Raw genomic sequence first — 16,562 nt, 5'->3', positions numbered from 1 at the left:
GGTTACAATCTAATGGGATGTATGGGTATTAGAGTTACTGACATATCAAAATCCTATAAAAATGTAAAAGCCTTAAAAGGGATCACATTTGATGTTAAGGAAGGGGAGTTGTTCGGTCTTATAGGACCGGATGGAGCCGGAAAAACAACTTTATTTAGAATTCTTACCACTTTATTGTTTTCTGATGAAGGAGAAGCGACTGTTGCAGGATATGATGTAGTGTTAGACTATAAAGATATTAGGCAGAGTGTTGGATATATGCCAGGTAAATTTTCATTATATCAAGATTTGACCGTAGAGGAAAACCTCAATTTTTTCGCCACTATTTTTGGTACGACAATAGAGGAAAATTATGATCTAATCAAAGATATCTATATTCAAATAGAGCCTTTTAAAAAGAGGCGAGCCGGTCAATTATCTGGAGGGATGAAACAGAAATTGGCTTTAAGCTGCGCTTTGATACATAAACCGAAAGTGCTGTTCTTGGATGAACCCACTACAGGAGTTGACCCAGTATCAAGGAAGGAATTCTGGGAAATGCTAAAAAGACTTCAAAAGAAAGGCATAACCATATTGGTCTCTACTCCATACATGGATGAAGCTGCCCTGTGCGATCGGATTGCTCTTATTCAGGATGGCGGGATATTAGAGATTGATACACCTGAATCCATTGTGCATAAGTTCCCTAAGGCCCTTTATAATATAGGGGCCAACAATATGTACCAACTGATACGGAGTTTAAATAATTATGAACATTTATATAGCGTATACCCTTTTGGGGAGTTTGTTCATTATGCCGATAAACGACCAGCATTCAATATAGCCGATTTGGCACAATATTTAGATGCGCAAGGTCTTAAAAGTTTCAGCATTGAACCCACTAAACCCACTATAGAGGACACGTTTATGGAATTAGCAAAGAAATGAAAGAAAACAATGTTATAGAAGCTGAGGAATTAACAAAGGAATTTGGTGCTTTTACGGCAGTGAACGCCATAAGTTTCGAAGTTAAGAAAGGTGAGATATTTGGCTTTTTGGGCGCTAATGGTGCTGGAAAAACCACGGCCATGAAGATGTTGATCGGAATTTCAAAACCGTCATCAGGGAAAGCAAAAGTAGCAGGTTTCGATGTGTATGCACAAGCAGAGTCCATAAAGAAGAACATAGGATATATGAGCCAGAAATTTGCATTGTATGATGATTTAACAGTGAAGGAGAACATCACTTTTTTTGGAGGGATCTATGGTTTGTCTAGAGCCAGAATAAAGGAAAAAACGAAGCACTTGATTATGGAATTGGGTTTGGATGGAATAGCCGATCAATTGGTAGGTTCCCTGCCTTTAGGATGGAAGCAGAAACTATCATTTTCAGTATCCCTATTACATGAACCGAAAATTGTGTTTTTGGATGAACCCACAGGAGGTGTTGACCCTATTACCCGCAGACAATTTTGGGAAATGATTTATAAATCGGCGAATCAGGGCACAACCATTTTCGTAACAACACATTACATGGATGAGGCCGAATATTGTGACCGTGTCTCAATAATGGTAGATGGAAGAATCGAGGCCTTGGATACGCCAAAAAAACTCAAAGCACAATTCAATGTGGATAACATGAACGATGTATTTTTAAAATTAGCTAGAGGATGAAACGGTTTATTGGATTTATTAAAAAAGAATTTTATCATATTTTCAGGGATAAACGATCGTTGTTCATTTTGTTCGGTATGCCCATCGCTCAAATATTGTTGTTCGGTTTCGCCATTACGAATGAGATCAACAATGTGGATATAGCTATTTTGGATCATTCCAAAGATGCATCTACACAGGAGATTATTAACAAGATATCCGCATCCAAATATTTTACAATAGAACAATTCATAACCCGGGAAGCGGATATTGAAGATGCTTTTAAAAAAGGAAAAATAAAAGCAGTATTAAATTTTGAAAAGGATTTCAGTAAAAACTTAATTAAGGAGCAGCGTGCAACCTTACAGATTATCTCCGATGCGACAGATCCCAATACGGCAAATACCATAACCAACTATATTAGTTCCATACTTAAGAATTATGAGCAGTCTAAAAATAGAAGTATAGAGCTTGATTACCAGGTTATCCCAGAAACACGGATGGTTTACAACCCTGAACTAAAGAGTGTCTTTACGTTTGTCCCAGGGGTTATGACGATAATACTAATGCTAGTATCCGCAATGATGACCTCGATATCCATTACAAGGGAAAAGGAATTAGGTACGATGGAGATCCTTTTAGTGTCACCTATCAAACCTTTTCAAGTAATAATAGGGAAAGTGGTCCCTTATATTTTTCTATCTGTCATCAATGCCATTGTCATTGTAATTCTGAGCATATTTATTTTTAAAATGCCAGTTCAAGGAAGCTTGTTTTTATTAGGTGCTGAAAGTGTACTGTTTATCATAGCTTCATTGGCCTTGGGGATATTGATTTCAACAATATCAGAAACCCAACAAACTGCAATGATGATTTCCTTGATGGGGTTAATGCTTCCGGTAATATTACTTTCTGGTTTTATTTTCCCGATTTCGAGTATGCCGGAACCTTTACAGGTAATTAGTCACATAATCCCCGCTAAATGGTTTATTGTCATTATTAAAGGAATTATGTTAAAAGGTGTTGACATCTCCTTTCTATGGAAAGAAAGTGTGATACTAATTGGCATGACCATCTTATTTATAGGTTTAAGCATAAAGAAATATAAAATCCGTTTAGAATAATGAATACAATAGCATATATCGTACAAAAAGAATTCAAACAGATCTTTAGAAATAAAGGGATGTTACCGATTATATTTATTCTGCCAATTTTGCAGTTGGTCATTTTGTCAAATGCCGCTACCTATGAGGTGAAAAATATAAAATTCGCTTATGTGGATCAGGATCATAGTTCAACGTCCCGGGCTTTGGTCGATCGGTTTAATGCCTCCTCCTATTTTAATGTAATGACCACTTTCCCATCACATGAGAAAGCAAGTTCGGCAATGCTCTTGGGAAATGTTGATGTGGTTTTAGAAATACCAAAACATTTTGAACGTGATTTTATAAAAGAAAAAGCTTCCCGTTTGGGGATTACCATTAATGCAATTGATGGTGCAGCTGCAGGTGTTGAAAGTGGCTACATTAATCAAATTGTACAAAACTTTAATAAAGATTTGAAAGTAACTTATGTAGGGCTTTCAAATAAAACACCAAAACCGGTAAATATATTGAGTATTCCATCCTTCTGGTACAATATAACACTTGATTACAAAACTTTTATGGTTCCGGGAATCTTAGTCTTGCTCGTATCTATGATTACATTGTTTCTGTCTGGGATGAATATTGTAAGAGAAAAAGAGATAGGGACCCTCGAACAGATGAATGTCACGCCGATTCGAAAAAGTCAATTCATAATAGGGAAATTATTTCCTTTTTGGGTTATAGGTATGGGGTTGTTGACTATAGGTCTAATACTGGCGAAACTCATTTTTGATGTTCCAATGGTAGGAAGTTTGCTACTATTATACGGGTACACTTCTATTTATATCCTAGTAATCCTAGGGATGGGTCTTTTTATATCGAATTTCACGGATACGCAACAGCAGGCAATGTTTATCGCTTGGTTTTTTGTTGTGATCTTTATTCTAATGAGTGGGTTGTTCACTCCGATTGAAAGTATGCCGGAATGGGCGCAATTACTTACCGAATTCAACCCCATTAAATATTTTGTTGAGATAATGCGCATGGTTATGCTTAAAGGATCTGGATTCAGTGATATTTTGCCACTTGCATTAAAAACATTGGCCTATGCCATTGTAATGAATGGTTTGGCAGTATGGAGTTATAAGAAAACGGCTTAAATAGTTCTCGCATGGAATCTCAACATCATACAAAATTGTCTACAGATGAATCTTTATTCGTTAGAGGTCCATTAACTCGTTTTAAGGAACTAACATTTGTCTTTAGTGTATTTTTCCATTTTATAAATTCGTTTCGGAGAATGCATTTTATTGGTCCATGTGTAACTGTTTTTGGTTCTGCAAGGTTTACAAAAAATACAGATTATTATAAAGCAGCGGAGAATATCGGGGCTGAATTGGCCAAAATAGGATTTACGGTTTTAACAGGTGGTGGCCCTGGCATTATGGAAGCTGCAAACAAAGGAGCTTTTGAGGCTGGAGGCTATTCAGTTGGGTGCAATATTATTTTACCCAATGAACAGAAACCAAACCCATATCTTCACAAGTGGATAAATATTCCCTATTTCTTTTTGCGCAAGGTTATACTTGTAAAATACTCTTATGCTTTTGTGATCATGCCTGGCGGTATAGGTACTTTAGATGAGTTGTTTGAGGCCTTAACCCTAATTCAAACTAGAATAATCCAAGATTTTCCAGTGGTTATTTATGATTCCGAATACCATAAGGAATTGTGCCGGCATATTCAATTAATGGCAGAAAACGAAAGCATCAGTCCCGAAGATCAGAAACTGCTTTTTGTAACTGACTCTGTAGCGGATTTAATTATGCATATCGAAACATATTCCATTAAAAAATTCAGACTAACAAAAAACCGGGTAAGGGGAAAATGGTGGCTTAGGGGGACTAAAACAAAAAAGATACAATATGAAAACTAAAAAGATTATCAATACTTTGATTATTACTGTTTTAACATTATTCGCATTGCTCACTTTATTTTTAAGTAGTTCTGTGATTTTTGATTGGTTTGGTATAAGGGCCAAAGAAGGAAACTATGTTCTATTTATCGTTTGGGTGAATTTTATTTGTAGCATTTTCTACTTAATAACAAGTTTTGGGTTGATACGGCGCAAACTATGGGCTATACTACCCATTAATTCCTCCCTTATGTTATTGCTTGCTGCCCTATCAGGACTTTTTTTGCATATAAAAACGGGAGGGGACTATGAAACGAAAACCATTTATGCGATGATGTTTAGAATAACCTTGACCTTATTATTTGTCTTTTATGTTAAATATAAAACAACACAATGGAAAAAACATTCATTTTAACTTTACTATTGATTATTTCAATGCTGTCAAATTCCAGCATGGACATGTACTCCTTAACCGTGAAAATAGACGGATTGAAAAACTCTGAAGGGTCTGCGATATTTGCTCTTTATAACAAAGAAGGCTCAATTCCTGATGAGAAATTCAAGAATTATTATATAAAAAAAACCGTGAAAATCGTAGGGGGAAAAGCAGTGTGCTCATTTAAAAATTTACAGCAGGGCCGTTATGCCATTGCTGTTTTGCATGATGAAAACAACAATGGAAAACTGGATAAAAAAATTATGTTACCATTACCCGTAGAAGGTATCGGTTTTTCCAACTATACGAGCATAGGCTTGTCGAACCGTCCCAATTTCACCAAGGCGAGTTTTGAACTGGATTCCGATACCACAATTTCCGTAAAAATGATTTATAAATGAAAAGGTATGGCTACATACTGATCCTAATACAATTTTTTTCACAGGGAATCCTTGGTCAAATAAACAACGACTCCCTACCTGATCTTGACCTTGCAAAAATAGCGCAGGTCAACCAAAGCGACAGCTATATCACTTTTCCCATGGATATCGGTAATCTGGAACCTTTGATGTTCGAGGCCAACGTTAATCCCAGTTTTGTCATCAGGGAACGTAAGGAGTCTAATTTAATGGCGGTCCTAACCTCGCAGATCACTATTAGAATGTTCAATGAGGTATCATATCCGGTCAGAACGCCGAGTTATATTCCGCAGATAACTATCTATTATTTAATGGGGGACAAGAATCCTACGGACCATTATACACTTTTTGGTAAATTGGCACACCATTCCAATGGTCAGGACGGCGATTTTTATAATATGGATGGCAATATCAATTTACTGAATGGCAACTTTGCCACCAACTTCTTTGAATTGGGCCTGATAAGAACATCGTTCAGCAAAGCGTTGAATGCTTCAAAATTTTTTAAAAGTTCCCTTGAGGTACACCCAAGAAGTTGGATGCTTGACGAACTGCATGGCAAGTATAGCGGCTTTCGTTGGAACAATGCTTTTTTCGCTTACAAACTCCCTGTAAAAATGGGACATCGTGGGTCGGTAAAGGCCGATTTCTCCCTAAAGGCAGAGACCACTTGGTTTTTGGATAACATCAACGACTGGGACACCTTTGACATCAAGCGGTTCAGTGCCAGTCTTACGTTTTATTACCATCCGAAGTTTTTGGAAGATATTGGTTTTTTTGTACGGTATTATCATGGAACGGATAATTATAACATCTATTTTCAGCACCGATTGGATGTAATCAGGTTTGGGATAATGACCGAATTGTTGCGGTTTTAATATTGAAGGAATAAAGATATGGACAAACACAAATATATGGTTACCAAGAGTTCGGGCGATGCGGAAATTTTTTCAATAAGAAAGATCAAGGAGTCCTTACGGAATTGTGGTGTGAAAAATGACGAGGCCGAAATTCTGGTCAAAACTATAGAACCACAACTATACGATGGTATATCTTCGGAGGAAATCCATAAAAAAGTCTTTCCCCTTTTAAAGAAATACAACCGTATGTATGCTTCAAAATACAGTTTAAAAAGGGCCATCTTCGATCTGGGGCCTACGGGATACCCTTTTGAGCGAATGGTAGGGGCATTATTGAACCACAAGGGATATAAAACTGACATCGGTGTAATATTACAGGGTGAATGTGTTACCCATGAAGTGGATGTTTTGGCAAAAAAGGACGGGAACGTCTATGCCATCGAATGTAAGTTCCATTCCAAACCCGATATTTCAAGTAACGTCAAAACCCCTCTGTATATCAATTCAAGATTCTTGGACATTCAAGAACAATGGAATTCGGACATAAAAAACAAAACGCATTTAAAACAGGGCTGGTTGGTCACAAATACCCGATTTACCGATGATGCCATCAACTACGCTAAATGCGTGGGTCTAACATTGTTGAGTTGGGACTACCCAAAGAACAAGGGGCTGAAAGCCAATATAGATACCTACGCCTTGTACCCGATCACCACGCTTACAACATTGGCCAGAAAAGAAAAAGAGCAGTTGATCGCAAAAGATATTATTTTGGTAAAAGAACTTGCAATTCAATCACGTTGTTTAGGGGAAATGAACTTAAACCCTGAAAGGATTAAAAAAATATGCTCCGAAGTGGGACAATTATGTAGAACAAATCTGTAGGATATGGAAAATAAAACTAATACCCAAGATAAGCCAAAAACGAAAAAAAAGCTTCTAAAATATGATTCACGGGGGGTGCAGACCCTATTCAGGACAGTTTCTAGAAATCATTATAACCTTTTAAAAATGATAGATAATAAATCTAGAATAGTACTTACCGTAAATTCAATCATAACATCCCTTTTATTCGGCGTACAATTCATAAATTTTCAAACCCAAGAGATTAATATTAATGTCGCAATCAAAATATTGGTCATCAGTAGTATGTTATCGATGATCTTTGCCCTTATAGGCATGTTGCCACATCATTATTTTGGTTCTAAGTTCAAAAAAAGTGGTTATAAAGGAACACTATACGCAGAAAGCTTTTCGACACATACCTTAGATGAATTCAAGAAAGAGTTTGAACGTATAATGGATAGTGGTCAGAACATTTATAATGAAATGATCAATGATCTCTATTTTTTGGGTAAAAGCATCGCCCTAAAACAACGACTTTTGACAATTTCAGTGATATTATTTTTAACGGGATTAATTCTTACGATATTCTATACTTTAATAACCGAAATCATTGTGTTTTAATGATGGTATTTAATTTTAGGTTTGCAGAGCATCATCCAAAAACATGATAATACGTTAAAAACAGGAAAAGAAAATAGGATTTACTGATAACACACGAAGAATATTCACATCTGCGGTTTTTATGGGTTCGGGTTGTCCAAATGTGATATCGAAGTGCAATGAAGGACCATTGATAATGTGCTGATGATATACTTTATGTAAGAGTGCAAAGGTATCTCTCACTCGGCGTGACATTGGATTCGTCCTATACGAACAACTCAAAAGATAATTCAATTGGTATAATAACAAAACAAGGCGATTATGGTTTATCAATTAAGTTCCAGTTAAAGATTTTTGACATTATGGAAAATCAGCTTAATCGTATTTTAAATAGTACTAAATCGAGCTTAAAGAGAGGTGATGCTCGGATATTATGATTATAGTACTTTTCAGAAATTATTTACTTTTATAAGGACTTTATTTCCCTATGGATTCTCTCAAAGTTCAATTGGATATCCTCATTGGAGTACGTCTTGCTTGTATCAGGTATTGCTTTGCGAATAGGTTGTAATTTGAATTGTACTTTTTTATCCTTCCCATCTGCAAAGGCGACGAACTCGCCTTGTTTCAATCGAAAAAAAATATCCGCCCTACGTTTGGAAACCTCCTTTTCACCTTTGGTAATGCGGCTTTCAAAGCTGAGTCCACTGTTCTTGCTGATACTTCGTGTGGGCTTTTTAATGATTTCAAAAAAACGTTCGTAATATTTGGCGGTATCGGGGTCATTGACCTTACCAAAGAACTGATAGGACAGGTTGCTTAAAATGGCCTTGCTTGCCTTGTCCCCATATAGCAGATCGTTCTGCACCTTATCCTGCATAACATAAACGGTACAAATATCGTAACTCCTCAAGGTAGCGGGAATCCGGTGCATATTGGGTAGTTTGATGGTCGGTGCCTCTTCCATCAAGAGAAAGGAAGGTTTCATACCACGGACACTCATCTGTTTGACTAGGGTATGCATGACCATAGCAATGATAGGGGAGTAGGCCGCATCGTATTTAGGGTTGTTGACCAGCGATACCACGGCCGGATTGTCCGGGTTGTTGATGTCCAGGGGTACTTCATCCTTGGAAAGCACATAGAACACCTTTTTGGAACTGATTTTTTTAAAGGCATTGGAGAGGGTACTTTTGATGCCGGCGGTCTGCTTTTCGGATTCGATTCCATGGATAAAGGCACTGGCCATACTTTGGGAGGTCAGGTCCGATTTAAGTAAAGCCACCAGTTTTTTGGTACTTGCCGTATGGAAGAGGGCAATGATATGGGGGAGGGAGCAATACTCCGGATAGGCGGTTTTCATTTTCCAGATAATACCGCTTAAAAGACCCTCTACGGCGTCGGAGAAAAATTTGTTGCTCCCTTTATTCTGTGATAGGTCCTGTTCCAACAAGTTTTCCATCAGTACCCTGGAGAGTTCATTGACACTTTCCTCGTTGGGCAAATATTTAGGGGCGATGGGGTTGACCCGGAAATGGATCTCATCAAAGGCAATGGTATAGAACGGAATGTTGTTCTCCCTGAACAAGGGATAGGCGATCTCGGTCAGATCAAAGTCCTTATAATCATGGATTACCCCACAGAAGCCGTACGCACTGAAATGTTGCAAGAAATTATAGACGATGCTTTCTGTCTTGCCGCTTCCTGCCGAACCGATGACCGAAGTACCCCTACGGATATTATCCACGGTGAAGCTACCGTACTTTAATTTGAAACGAACCTTGTATTTTTTATCCGTCCGTTCATGCACTTCCCCGAACAGTAGTGTAAAGAGTACCGTACCCACGAATAACACCGGTACAACAATATAAAGGATGATATGTTCGGCCTGCCAGCTCATAACCCAATGGAGCCTGATTCGATGGCCTTGCCGATTCCTTTTTTCAATAGATTGATCGCTTTGACGGTCACTTGGAGCTTATTGGTCGGAAGGTGTAACAAGGAGGTACTGACCCCAGCTTTTTGCAGGAGTTTAAACGCCAGGGCCTTTTCATTGGTCGGTAGTTTTGTGATTATGGAAAAATAAAGCTTCGGATTCTTTAGAAAGGTCTTCCTAGCGGTATAGGTCTCTACGAAGTTTCGGTTAAAACGAAATAACCGGTCAAAAGTCTTCTCCGCATTTGTAATAAAGGTATCCCTGTCAAAGCCGCGTTTTACGGTCTTACCGTTCATCTCAACAACGGAGGCCTTGTACTTGCTCCCAGGGGAGAGGCTGTACCGGTTGGAGACGTCCTTACGGCTGACAATGATATGGATATGGCACTGCGGTCCCGGTTTGGGCGTTCCCCTGACAATGCGCTTGCCGTTCAATTGGTGGGGGGCTTTCCTTTCCAGGCGCACCATCTCCCTTTGCAGTTTTTTGATATCCCCTCTATGTTCCCCGTTTTCGATACGACGGATCTCTTGCTTCAAGTTCAGGATTTTGGTGGCATAGGGTTGGTTTTCGATAATCTGTGCATCACTTCCCTTAAAGGTGCGTTGGCGTTCCACCTTGGCATAGTATTTAATATCGTCCACGGTTACTGGCCTACCGTCAATGTCCCTATTGAAGGCATTGACATAGTCCTTCATCGCTTCCCGGGTATAGCGTTTGAGGGCCTCGGGGGAATTCCCTATAGCCTTAAGTTCGCGCCTACTTGGATTCAGGGTGATGGAATAGAATTTGGGCTCTGTCCTTTTCAGCTTGGCCGTGTTCCCGTCAATTTCGATGACCACCTCTTCGGCAGGGATTTCATCCCCATACTGGTTAAAGAAATATTCCAGTTCGGCTATGGGTTTCCCCTCGTTTTCCTTTTCGAGATAGTCCACGAAAGCGGTGGCACTTTGGGAATAATTGCCCTCAACTTGCTGTGCGGTAATGGTAATGTACATATTATAGTTCTTTTTTTAATTTTTCAAATTCGGGTTGGTCCATATCCAGTTTATAATGCCCTTTCCCAAAAGTTCCTTTGACATAGGTCATACGCTTCAAAAGATCCAGCATCCTGTTTTTGTGATTTCCAAGGAGTTGTTGCATTTCTTCATAGCGGTTTCGGTAGTGGTCCAGTTCGTTGTCCCGGGAAAGCGGTTCGGGCGACCCAAAATCAAAATCTTCCTCCTTTTCCTCGGTATTTTCCATGTTTGAAATCTCTTGGAAGAGGGTATCCAGCATCGCCTTGGTGGGTAGGGTCTGATGCTTTTCAATATTTTTAAGTATGGCGATAACGGCATTGATCCGCTTGTTGGTCCTGTTGTTATTGATGCCCAGATCATCGTTGGGTGAAAGGTCGTTCCATTCAAAGAAGTTCATGACCCTCTCCAAGGTATGGGTATGCGAATCCGACACCAATCGGGAAAAGTTCCGAAAGCGTATGGCAACATCCTTTTTGATATTAATGGCCGAAAAACGATATTTTTGATACGGATCCTTCATTTTTACTGTAAAAAAGTACCTGTTTAAGGGTGTTCTGACGTCATTTGCTGTAAAAGCCCCAGGCCATCGATTTCATAAACACATTTAATACGCTGTAAATCAGTATATTGTATATAGATAAACCGTCGTAACATCGCGCAGCGTGTTACCCTCTTGCTTCTCCATTTTTCGTCCCAAGGGGACCAAAAATTTCCGAACAACCTCACTATCGTGGGTTGCCTCTATCATATTTTACGAATATGGCCATCAAGGAAAGTCAAATTAAAATCAAGGTGATGACCACTAGAAAATCAATGCTTTTCTAAAGCTATAAAGATATGGAAATTAGGGGATTGGGCATCAAAAAAGCCCTTCATAATAAAAGGGCCCGTTTGGTGTGTTTTGTTATTTGGATATGGGAAACCTACTTATGGTTGTATGGATTTCATAAGTCTTCCACTTTAATATTCACTTGGTAGCATCAGCGTATCATCCACAAAATACAAGCGCAGTTCATCCAGAGGAAAATCGGTAACGTGGTATCGATGCGTTTCCAATATAGTACCGTTTCCATCGCTGTAGATTATTTCGGCCTCGTAGCCTGTAGAATCCTGTTCTTCTTTCGATAGCCTTTTAAAATCAATGGTGATAAAATAGCTTCTATCCAATAAACTTTTGGCGATTACCGAAGTATCGGTAATCAACCAAAAGCATTCCGCTACCTGGGCCAAATATTGCAGTCCGTTTGTAAATCGGGTTCGTATCAATGGGATTTCATAGTACATTTCAGAACCGTGAAAATGTTGCAATCCCTCTAGTATTTCATTAACTTGTGCTTTCATTATTACGTCTTTTTGGGTTTAATGATGAAAAGAGGGTGTTACTTGCCAAGGGAACACCCTCTTTATCTTTTTACTTAGTGCCCATTAACAGGATTTCATCGGCTACCACTTCGGTAACATAGCGTTGGTTACCGTCATTTGCGGTGAAGGTGCGGGACTTTAATTTTCCGACCACACCGATTTCCTTGCCTTTATCGGCATACTTTTCGATGATTTCGGCAGTCTTGCCCCAAGCAACAACGGTGTGCCAATTGGTGTCCGTTTGCTTTTCACCTTTATTGTCTTTGTAGCTTTCATTGGTGGCCAATGGGAATCGGGCTACTTTCTTACCGCTTTCAAGGTTCGTAACAGTTGGCTCTTGTCCAACATTACCAATTAACTGTACGTGGTTTCTAATAGTACTCATAAATAAAAAATTTAAAGATTAATAATTCCCTTTTCAATCCAGACTGAATTTTAAGGGGTGTTTGTTCTTTTCTTTTGTGCTCCGCACAATGGATGAAGTGGGTTTTGTCAAGACTTTTAGGGAATAAATCACGAGTGTCTGCGACGTCGTAAAATCCTTGGATTTTCAAGGAAGTAGAAACCTTATTTTTTACTAAAACCTGTACAGTCTTGACAAGTTCCACAAGGGCATTAGCAATTCTTTTAAACCCAGTATCGATTTGAGTGTACCGGGAGTTAAGCGAAATAGGAAGCTTGGTTTAAACTAGAATTGGTTATACCCTGCCTGATTTTCGCTGTCCCGAAAAACAGAAAAGGCTTCATCCATTATAAACCCCTTAAAATGTGTAAGGCGAAGTCTTGATTTTCAAGAAGTATCGAGCAAAGACCGAAGTCGGATTTGCCGATCGTTCTGTCAAGAAAATCGAGGCTTTGACTTTCCGGTTACAAGCGGACTTGATTCGCGGTTTTGGCTAGGGAGCGCAGTGTTCCTGCCCGGCAGAGCGGGGAGGGGTAGCGAAGAGGAAGGCTAAAAACGGGGATTGGGTCCAAGACTTTTTTAGTGAAGCTCTTTGCCTGGAATATAATGAAAGGGAACGTGCTGAATGGTTCAAGAAAATAGATTTTCCTCTTCAAGTAGGATTTAAAGCGAACTATACGATTAAAATGTGTGTTGATATTTTAAGGAGATTTTTTTTCGGTTTCAAAAGACGTCAATTGACGAAACTAAAAAAGGATATCAAGTATAGGAAGTTCTTATAAGAAGGGAATGATCAAGAATGATAGTTCATTAAAAAGGTCATTTTGGAGGGTTGATTTAATCGTCGTAACAAATCATTTTTTCAATCGTTTTAAATTGGAAAAAAAATAGGCGTTCAACATGAAACAATGGTTTATGCTTATTTAAAGCCAAACATTTTTTTGCCCTTAATCCTAAAGTCTTAACTATCCATTTAATAGGGGAGAACATCTCTGATCGGGGATGGTTCCAAAATAGGGGCTAAATACATTTTTAATCCAGGTGTGATTTTTCCGGCGAAAATCATTGTCCCTGGATTGATACGTATGGAACAAGTAGAATTGGAAATATTAAAAAAAGGGCCCCAAGTTATGGAGCCCTTAAATTATGGAGCATTTAAACACTAACCATTAACTAAAAAAGCTACCATAAAATTATTGTTATAATAAAGGAATTACTACTCCATTAAGTGAATCAGGCCATACCTTTTGTTGAAACTAGTAAAGTTCATCTAGGGTTTGAAATCAAATCAGTATTATTCTATATTTAAAATAGTTTCAAAATATTCATACTGGATCAGTAATCAAATTTATTACATAAATCTGGGTTGACAAATAAAAAACTTTAGTAAGATTCAATCTTTAGTTAAAGGGATAATATGAAACCATTGGAGACGATAGAATCTATTATGGCGTTTATATCAAAAAGCGTAGCACTGACTGATAATTATAGAAATTCCTTTATATTCCAAAGGTCATGATAATGACCAATAGGAGTATAGCGCCAACAAATAAGGCACCGGAAATAATCAACACTTTCCCATCTCGTCCTTTTCTATGCATGTTTAGAGATTAGAAAATTGGAAGTCCATAGATAGTCTGTATAAAAAGACTTATAGCACCATTGCGAACATGGCCAAGGTGAACCATGTAAAAGCTTTGAGATAGTGTATTGCGACATAATTTTGAATGTTCTTGAATGTCCCTCAATAGATTACCTTAACAAGTAAAATTGTTTTCATGCATCAGGGGTTTTGTTTTGATACAAAGGTCGTTTGGTTGTTGAAATATCGAACGTTTTTTTCGTCATAAGGTGTGGAATTAGGACCAAACAACATTTGGATTAAGAACCATCCGTAAAGCCTTACAATAATCAAGGAGATGTAGTTTGATCTAATAGGACCAAAAGTAATTTTCTTGGATATCCTGTGACTTTCTCCCGATAAATCGGACAGTATAAAATTCGAATTTATTTTAGATTTTAACTCTCAAATGAAGAAAAGTACGTTTAGCGAAGGCCAGAACATTAAAATCCTAAAAGAAATTGAACTGGGATATTGATTGCCTGAAATTGCATGGGAATAGGGAATCGACGAGTTAGCTAATTACTATTGGCTCAAGAAATAAGGCGGTATGGAAGTGGCCTACATGAAACGGCATACGTTGTTGATTCTTCCCTAAAACGAAGAATAGTAACGAAAAATCGTTGTATTTAGAGTTTCCCCATAAGGGTAAGGCTACAATGTTGATTAAACCTTTGCTTATAATGTCTATTCATGCTCATCCCGAATCTCAATCCTATTATTGGAATAAAGCCAACGTTTTTTAGGGGGATTCCCGTCTGTTTTTTATTTCATAAATCAGCACTTAAAGAATATCCCACAGAAGACCCCATCAAATCATTCCTTGGTTAAAACGAAAAATTGTATTGGCAAGGTCACTACATTTTAAACTCTCGAGAAACCCTAAACGCTATTCAATGCCTCCATCAATTCCGTTTTTTTGTTTCGACTCAATGGTATCAGTCTTCCAGCAACTTCAACATTCTTACTGTTGAACTTTTCGATCTTTTCCAGATTTACAATATAGGACTTATGGATTCTTAGGAATTTATCCTCCGGCAACTTTTGTTCAAAGGATTTCATGGTTGATAGAATGATGATATTGGCTTCAACTGTCACCAATTTAATATAGTCGCCAAGTGCTTCGATCCATTTAATGTCGTTAAGTATAACTTTGCGTTTTTTCAGGTTGCTTTTCACAAAGATATGCTCCTCATTTTCGTCCACCTTGTGAATCCGCTCATATTTGGCTACTGCTCTCTTGATCGAAGCGTTAAAACGGGTCAAGGTGATGGGTTTGTGAAGATAATCCGTTACGTCATAATCAAAGGCCTTAAAGGCATATTCTGGTTTACCGGTAATCAAAATTACCTGTGGTCGATTGACCAATGACTCCATAAGATCGAAACCATTTAAAATCGGCATTTCGACATCCAAGAAAATAAGATCGATCTCATTGTTTTTGATACCGTTTTTTGCTTCAATTGCATTGTTGTACTCCTCTACTAGTTCTAAGTTCGGATGATTATTAACTAATCTGTTCATCGCCATCCGCTGCATATGTGAATCGTCTACAATTATACTTCTTAATTTCATTTGTAATAATCTTTGGTATTAAATCATCAGAAAGGTAAATGAATATCATTTTTCACCGCAATAAAAGATGTGAATAGGGAATTAAATGTTGTGTAAATGGAGATAATAATGGTTTTAAGATTTGGTTGAGTTCATTGAAGGAGACCGTTAACGTTTGCCAATAACTTACTAAATGGTTCATTCAGATGTCACTCATTTTAATTACAAATTTTAGTTTGAAAAATCCCAGTATGATTTCGCTGAAACCTTCTACGATTTATGGCCGGGCTTATAGATAATCAATAGTATTGTAGTGTTCCCAAACATCTGGAGTGAGAATTGTTTTTTAATTTCTGTTTGTGGGGTATGCGCACCTTTCATTGAAATAATTTCAAGATATTTATTTCATCCTGTGACAACCAAACCCATGCATAGCTAAACAACTTAGCGACCGAAATAGAAACTGTTCTTTGAATTGATCAAAACAGGTGAAATCATGAGTTATCAATCTTCCGATTTCCCCATCAGGAGTCTTTCCGACATCAGGCGAAGACAATGCAAAAAGAAACTGTGTTTAGAAAGTTGGGCAGTATTGTTGAACAGCGCATTATTATTTTCCTTAAGCCCTTTCTAAATAATGATTTCAATACGGCTCTCTTCTATTGGAGAATACTTTATTAAACCCGGCAGATTGTTTGTATCGGCCACATGGTGTTTTTCGTAATGGTTATCAAATGTCTTTTCGTCCATGAAAGGCTTAAGGAATTTTTGTTATATGGTAATTATGGTATTTGCTATGTAATGGTCATAATTTTTATTTAAACACAAATAAATTTTAAATGGTGTTTGCTTTATCTATAAACTCCTTAAAATGTGTA

Annotated in this window: 17 protein-coding genes; 10 read left to right on the top strand and 7 right to left on the bottom strand. The window is 37.9% G+C overall.

The features are described from left to right. Positions 1 to 21: 21 nt before the first annotated feature. The 10 genes from PHU20_RS04720 to PHU20_RS04675 are packed head-to-tail and all read left to right on the top strand — an operon-like array spanning position 22 to position 7,813. Positions 22 to 927 carry an ABC transporter ATP-binding protein gene (locus PHU20_RS04720; RefSeq protein WP_274824191.1) on the top strand — a complete coding sequence of 302 codons (906 nt, stop codon included), beginning with the start codon at positions 22 to 24 and terminating at the stop codon, positions 925 to 927. Next, positions 924 to 1,652, top strand: a complete 729-nt coding sequence (locus tag PHU20_RS04715; RefSeq protein WP_274824190.1) for an ABC transporter ATP-binding protein — start codon at positions 924 to 926, stop codon at positions 1,650 to 1,652. Before PHU20_RS04720 ends, PHU20_RS04715 begins: the two co-directional genes overlap by 4 nt. Next, complete coding sequence (locus tag PHU20_RS04710; RefSeq protein ID WP_274824189.1) at positions 1,649 to 2,755, top strand: ABC transporter permease; 1,107 nt, start codon at positions 1,649 to 1,651, stop codon at positions 2,753 to 2,755. Before PHU20_RS04715 ends, PHU20_RS04710 begins: the two co-directional genes overlap by 4 nt. After that, positions 2,755 to 3,876 (top strand): ABC transporter permease, encoded by a 1,122-nt coding sequence (locus PHU20_RS04705; protein ID WP_274824188.1) that lies wholly within the window; start codon positions 2,755 to 2,757, stop codon positions 3,874 to 3,876. The genes PHU20_RS04710 and PHU20_RS04705 overlap by 1 nt, the downstream gene beginning before the upstream one ends. 11 nt (positions 3,877 to 3,887) lie before the next feature. Then, a complete protein-coding gene (locus PHU20_RS04700) occupies positions 3,888 to 4,652 on the top strand; it encodes an LOG family protein (RefSeq protein WP_274824187.1) in 765 nt (254 codons plus the stop codon). Next, a complete protein-coding gene (locus tag PHU20_RS04695) occupies positions 4,642 to 5,046 on the top strand; it encodes a hypothetical protein (protein ID WP_274824186.1) in 405 nt (134 codons plus the stop codon). The genes PHU20_RS04700 and PHU20_RS04695 overlap by 11 nt, the downstream gene beginning before the upstream one ends. Then, entirely contained in the window at positions 5,025 to 5,468 is a 444-nt protein-coding gene (locus tag PHU20_RS04690; RefSeq protein WP_274824185.1) for a DUF2141 domain-containing protein, read from the top strand. The genes PHU20_RS04695 and PHU20_RS04690 overlap by 22 nt, the downstream gene beginning before the upstream one ends. Beyond that, entirely contained in the window at positions 5,465 to 6,364 is a 900-nt protein-coding gene (locus tag PHU20_RS04685; protein WP_274824184.1) for a hypothetical protein, read from the top strand. Before PHU20_RS04690 ends, PHU20_RS04685 begins: the two co-directional genes overlap by 4 nt. Positions 6,365 to 6,400: 36 nt before the next feature. Then, on the top strand, positions 6,401 to 7,231 hold the full coding sequence (locus tag PHU20_RS04680; RefSeq protein ID WP_274824183.1) for an ATP cone domain-containing protein: 831 nt from the start codon (positions 6,401 to 6,403) through the stop codon (positions 7,229 to 7,231). A gap of 3 nt (positions 7,232 to 7,234) precedes the next feature. Continuing rightward, positions 7,235 to 7,813: a Pycsar system effector family protein gene (locus tag PHU20_RS04675; protein WP_476703470.1), complete on the top strand. Its 579-nt coding sequence runs from the start codon at positions 7,235 to 7,237 to the stop codon at positions 7,811 to 7,813. Between the two features lie 445 nt (positions 7,814 to 8,258). On the opposite strand, the gene PHU20_RS04670 is transcribed toward PHU20_RS04675, so the two are convergent. The 7 genes from PHU20_RS04670 to PHU20_RS04645 form a co-directional block, all read right to left on the bottom strand. Beyond that, on the bottom strand, positions 8,259 to 9,692 hold the full coding sequence (locus PHU20_RS04670) for a type IV secretory system conjugative DNA transfer family protein (RefSeq protein ID WP_274824181.1): 1,434 nt from the start codon (positions 9,690 to 9,692) through the stop codon (positions 8,259 to 8,261). Beyond that, on the bottom strand, positions 9,689 to 10,723 hold the full coding sequence (gene mobB, locus PHU20_RS04665) for a MobB family relaxase (protein ID WP_274824180.1): 1,035 nt from the start codon (positions 10,721 to 10,723) through the stop codon (positions 9,689 to 9,691). Before mobB ends, PHU20_RS04670 begins: the two co-directional genes overlap by 4 nt. A gap of 1 nt (position 10,724) precedes the next feature. Then, positions 10,725 to 11,264 carry a BfmA/BtgA family mobilization protein gene (locus PHU20_RS04660; protein WP_274824179.1) on the bottom strand — a complete coding sequence of 180 codons (540 nt, stop codon included), beginning with the start codon at positions 11,262 to 11,264 and terminating at the stop codon, positions 10,725 to 10,727. A 440-nt stretch (positions 11,265 to 11,704) separates the two neighbouring features. Beyond that, a complete protein-coding gene (locus PHU20_RS04655) occupies positions 11,705 to 12,085 on the bottom strand; it encodes a DUF6876 family protein (protein WP_274824178.1) in 381 nt (126 codons plus the stop codon). A 70-nt stretch (positions 12,086 to 12,155) separates the two neighbouring features. After that, positions 12,156 to 12,491, bottom strand: a complete 336-nt coding sequence (locus PHU20_RS04650; RefSeq protein ID WP_274824177.1) for a single-stranded DNA-binding protein — start codon at positions 12,489 to 12,491, stop codon at positions 12,156 to 12,158. Between the two features lie 1,669 nt (positions 12,492 to 14,160). After that, a complete protein-coding gene (locus PHU20_RS20085; RefSeq protein ID WP_338040880.1) occupies positions 14,161 to 14,238 on the bottom strand; it encodes a hypothetical protein in 78 nt (25 codons plus the stop codon). 774 nt (positions 14,239 to 15,012) lie between these two features. Further along, positions 15,013 to 15,705, bottom strand: a complete 693-nt coding sequence (locus PHU20_RS04645) for a LytR/AlgR family response regulator transcription factor (RefSeq protein WP_274824176.1) — start codon at positions 15,703 to 15,705, stop codon at positions 15,013 to 15,015. Positions 15,706 to 16,562: the final 857 nt, after the last annotated feature.

Origin of the sequence: Maribacter polysaccharolyticus, assembly GCF_028882255.1 — a bacterium.
Taxonomy (GTDB): Bacteria; Bacteroidota; Bacteroidia; order Flavobacteriales; family Flavobacteriaceae; genus Maribacter_A; species Maribacter_A polysaccharolyticus.
The sequence above is the reverse complement of the archived record's forward strand: the minus strand, read 5'-3'. Positions and strand labels throughout refer to the sequence as shown.

Bases quoted from the DNA above. Each gene is read 5' to 3' on its own strand.
- PHU20_RS04720 (WP_274824191.1), top strand. From the start codon at position 22: ATGGGTATTAGAGTTACTGACATATCAAAATCCTATAAAAATGTAAAA.
- PHU20_RS04715 (WP_274824190.1), top strand. From the start codon at position 924: ATGAAAGAAAACAATGTTATAGAAGCTGAGGAATTAACAAAGGAATTT.
- PHU20_RS04710 (WP_274824189.1), top strand. From the start codon at position 1,649: ATGAAACGGTTTATTGGATTTATTAAAAAAGAATTTTATCATATTTTC.
- PHU20_RS04705 (WP_274824188.1), top strand. From the start codon at position 2,755: ATGAATACAATAGCATATATCGTACAAAAAGAATTCAAACAGATCTTT.
- PHU20_RS04700 (WP_274824187.1), top strand. From the start codon at position 3,888: ATGGAATCTCAACATCATACAAAATTGTCTACAGATGAATCTTTATTC.
- PHU20_RS04695 (WP_274824186.1), top strand. From the start codon at position 4,642: ATGAAAACTAAAAAGATTATCAATACTTTGATTATTACTGTTTTAACA.
- PHU20_RS04690 (WP_274824185.1), top strand. From the start codon at position 5,025: ATGGAAAAAACATTCATTTTAACTTTACTATTGATTATTTCAATGCTG.
- PHU20_RS04685 (WP_274824184.1), top strand. From the start codon at position 5,465: ATGAAAAGGTATGGCTACATACTGATCCTAATACAATTTTTTTCACAG.
- PHU20_RS04680 (WP_274824183.1), top strand. From the start codon at position 6,401: ATGGTTACCAAGAGTTCGGGCGATGCGGAAATTTTTTCAATAAGAAAG.
- PHU20_RS04675 (WP_476703470.1), top strand. From the start codon at position 7,235: ATGGAAAATAAAACTAATACCCAAGATAAGCCAAAAACGAAAAAAAAG.
- PHU20_RS04670 (WP_274824181.1), bottom strand. From the start codon at position 9,692: ATGAGCTGGCAGGCCGAACATATCATCCTTTATATTGTTGTACCGGTG.
- mobB (WP_274824180.1), bottom strand. From the start codon at position 10,723: ATGTACATTACCATTACCGCACAGCAAGTTGAGGGCAATTATTCCCAA.
- PHU20_RS04660 (WP_274824179.1), bottom strand. From the start codon at position 11,264: ATGAAGGATCCGTATCAAAAATATCGTTTTTCGGCCATTAATATCAAA.
- PHU20_RS04655 (WP_274824178.1), bottom strand. From the start codon at position 12,085: ATGAAAGCACAAGTTAATGAAATACTAGAGGGATTGCAACATTTTCAC.
- PHU20_RS04650 (WP_274824177.1), bottom strand. From the start codon at position 12,491: ATGAGTACTATTAGAAACCACGTACAGTTAATTGGTAATGTTGGACAA.
- PHU20_RS04645 (WP_274824176.1), bottom strand. From the start codon at position 15,705: ATGAAATTAAGAAGTATAATTGTAGACGATTCACATATGCAGCGGATG.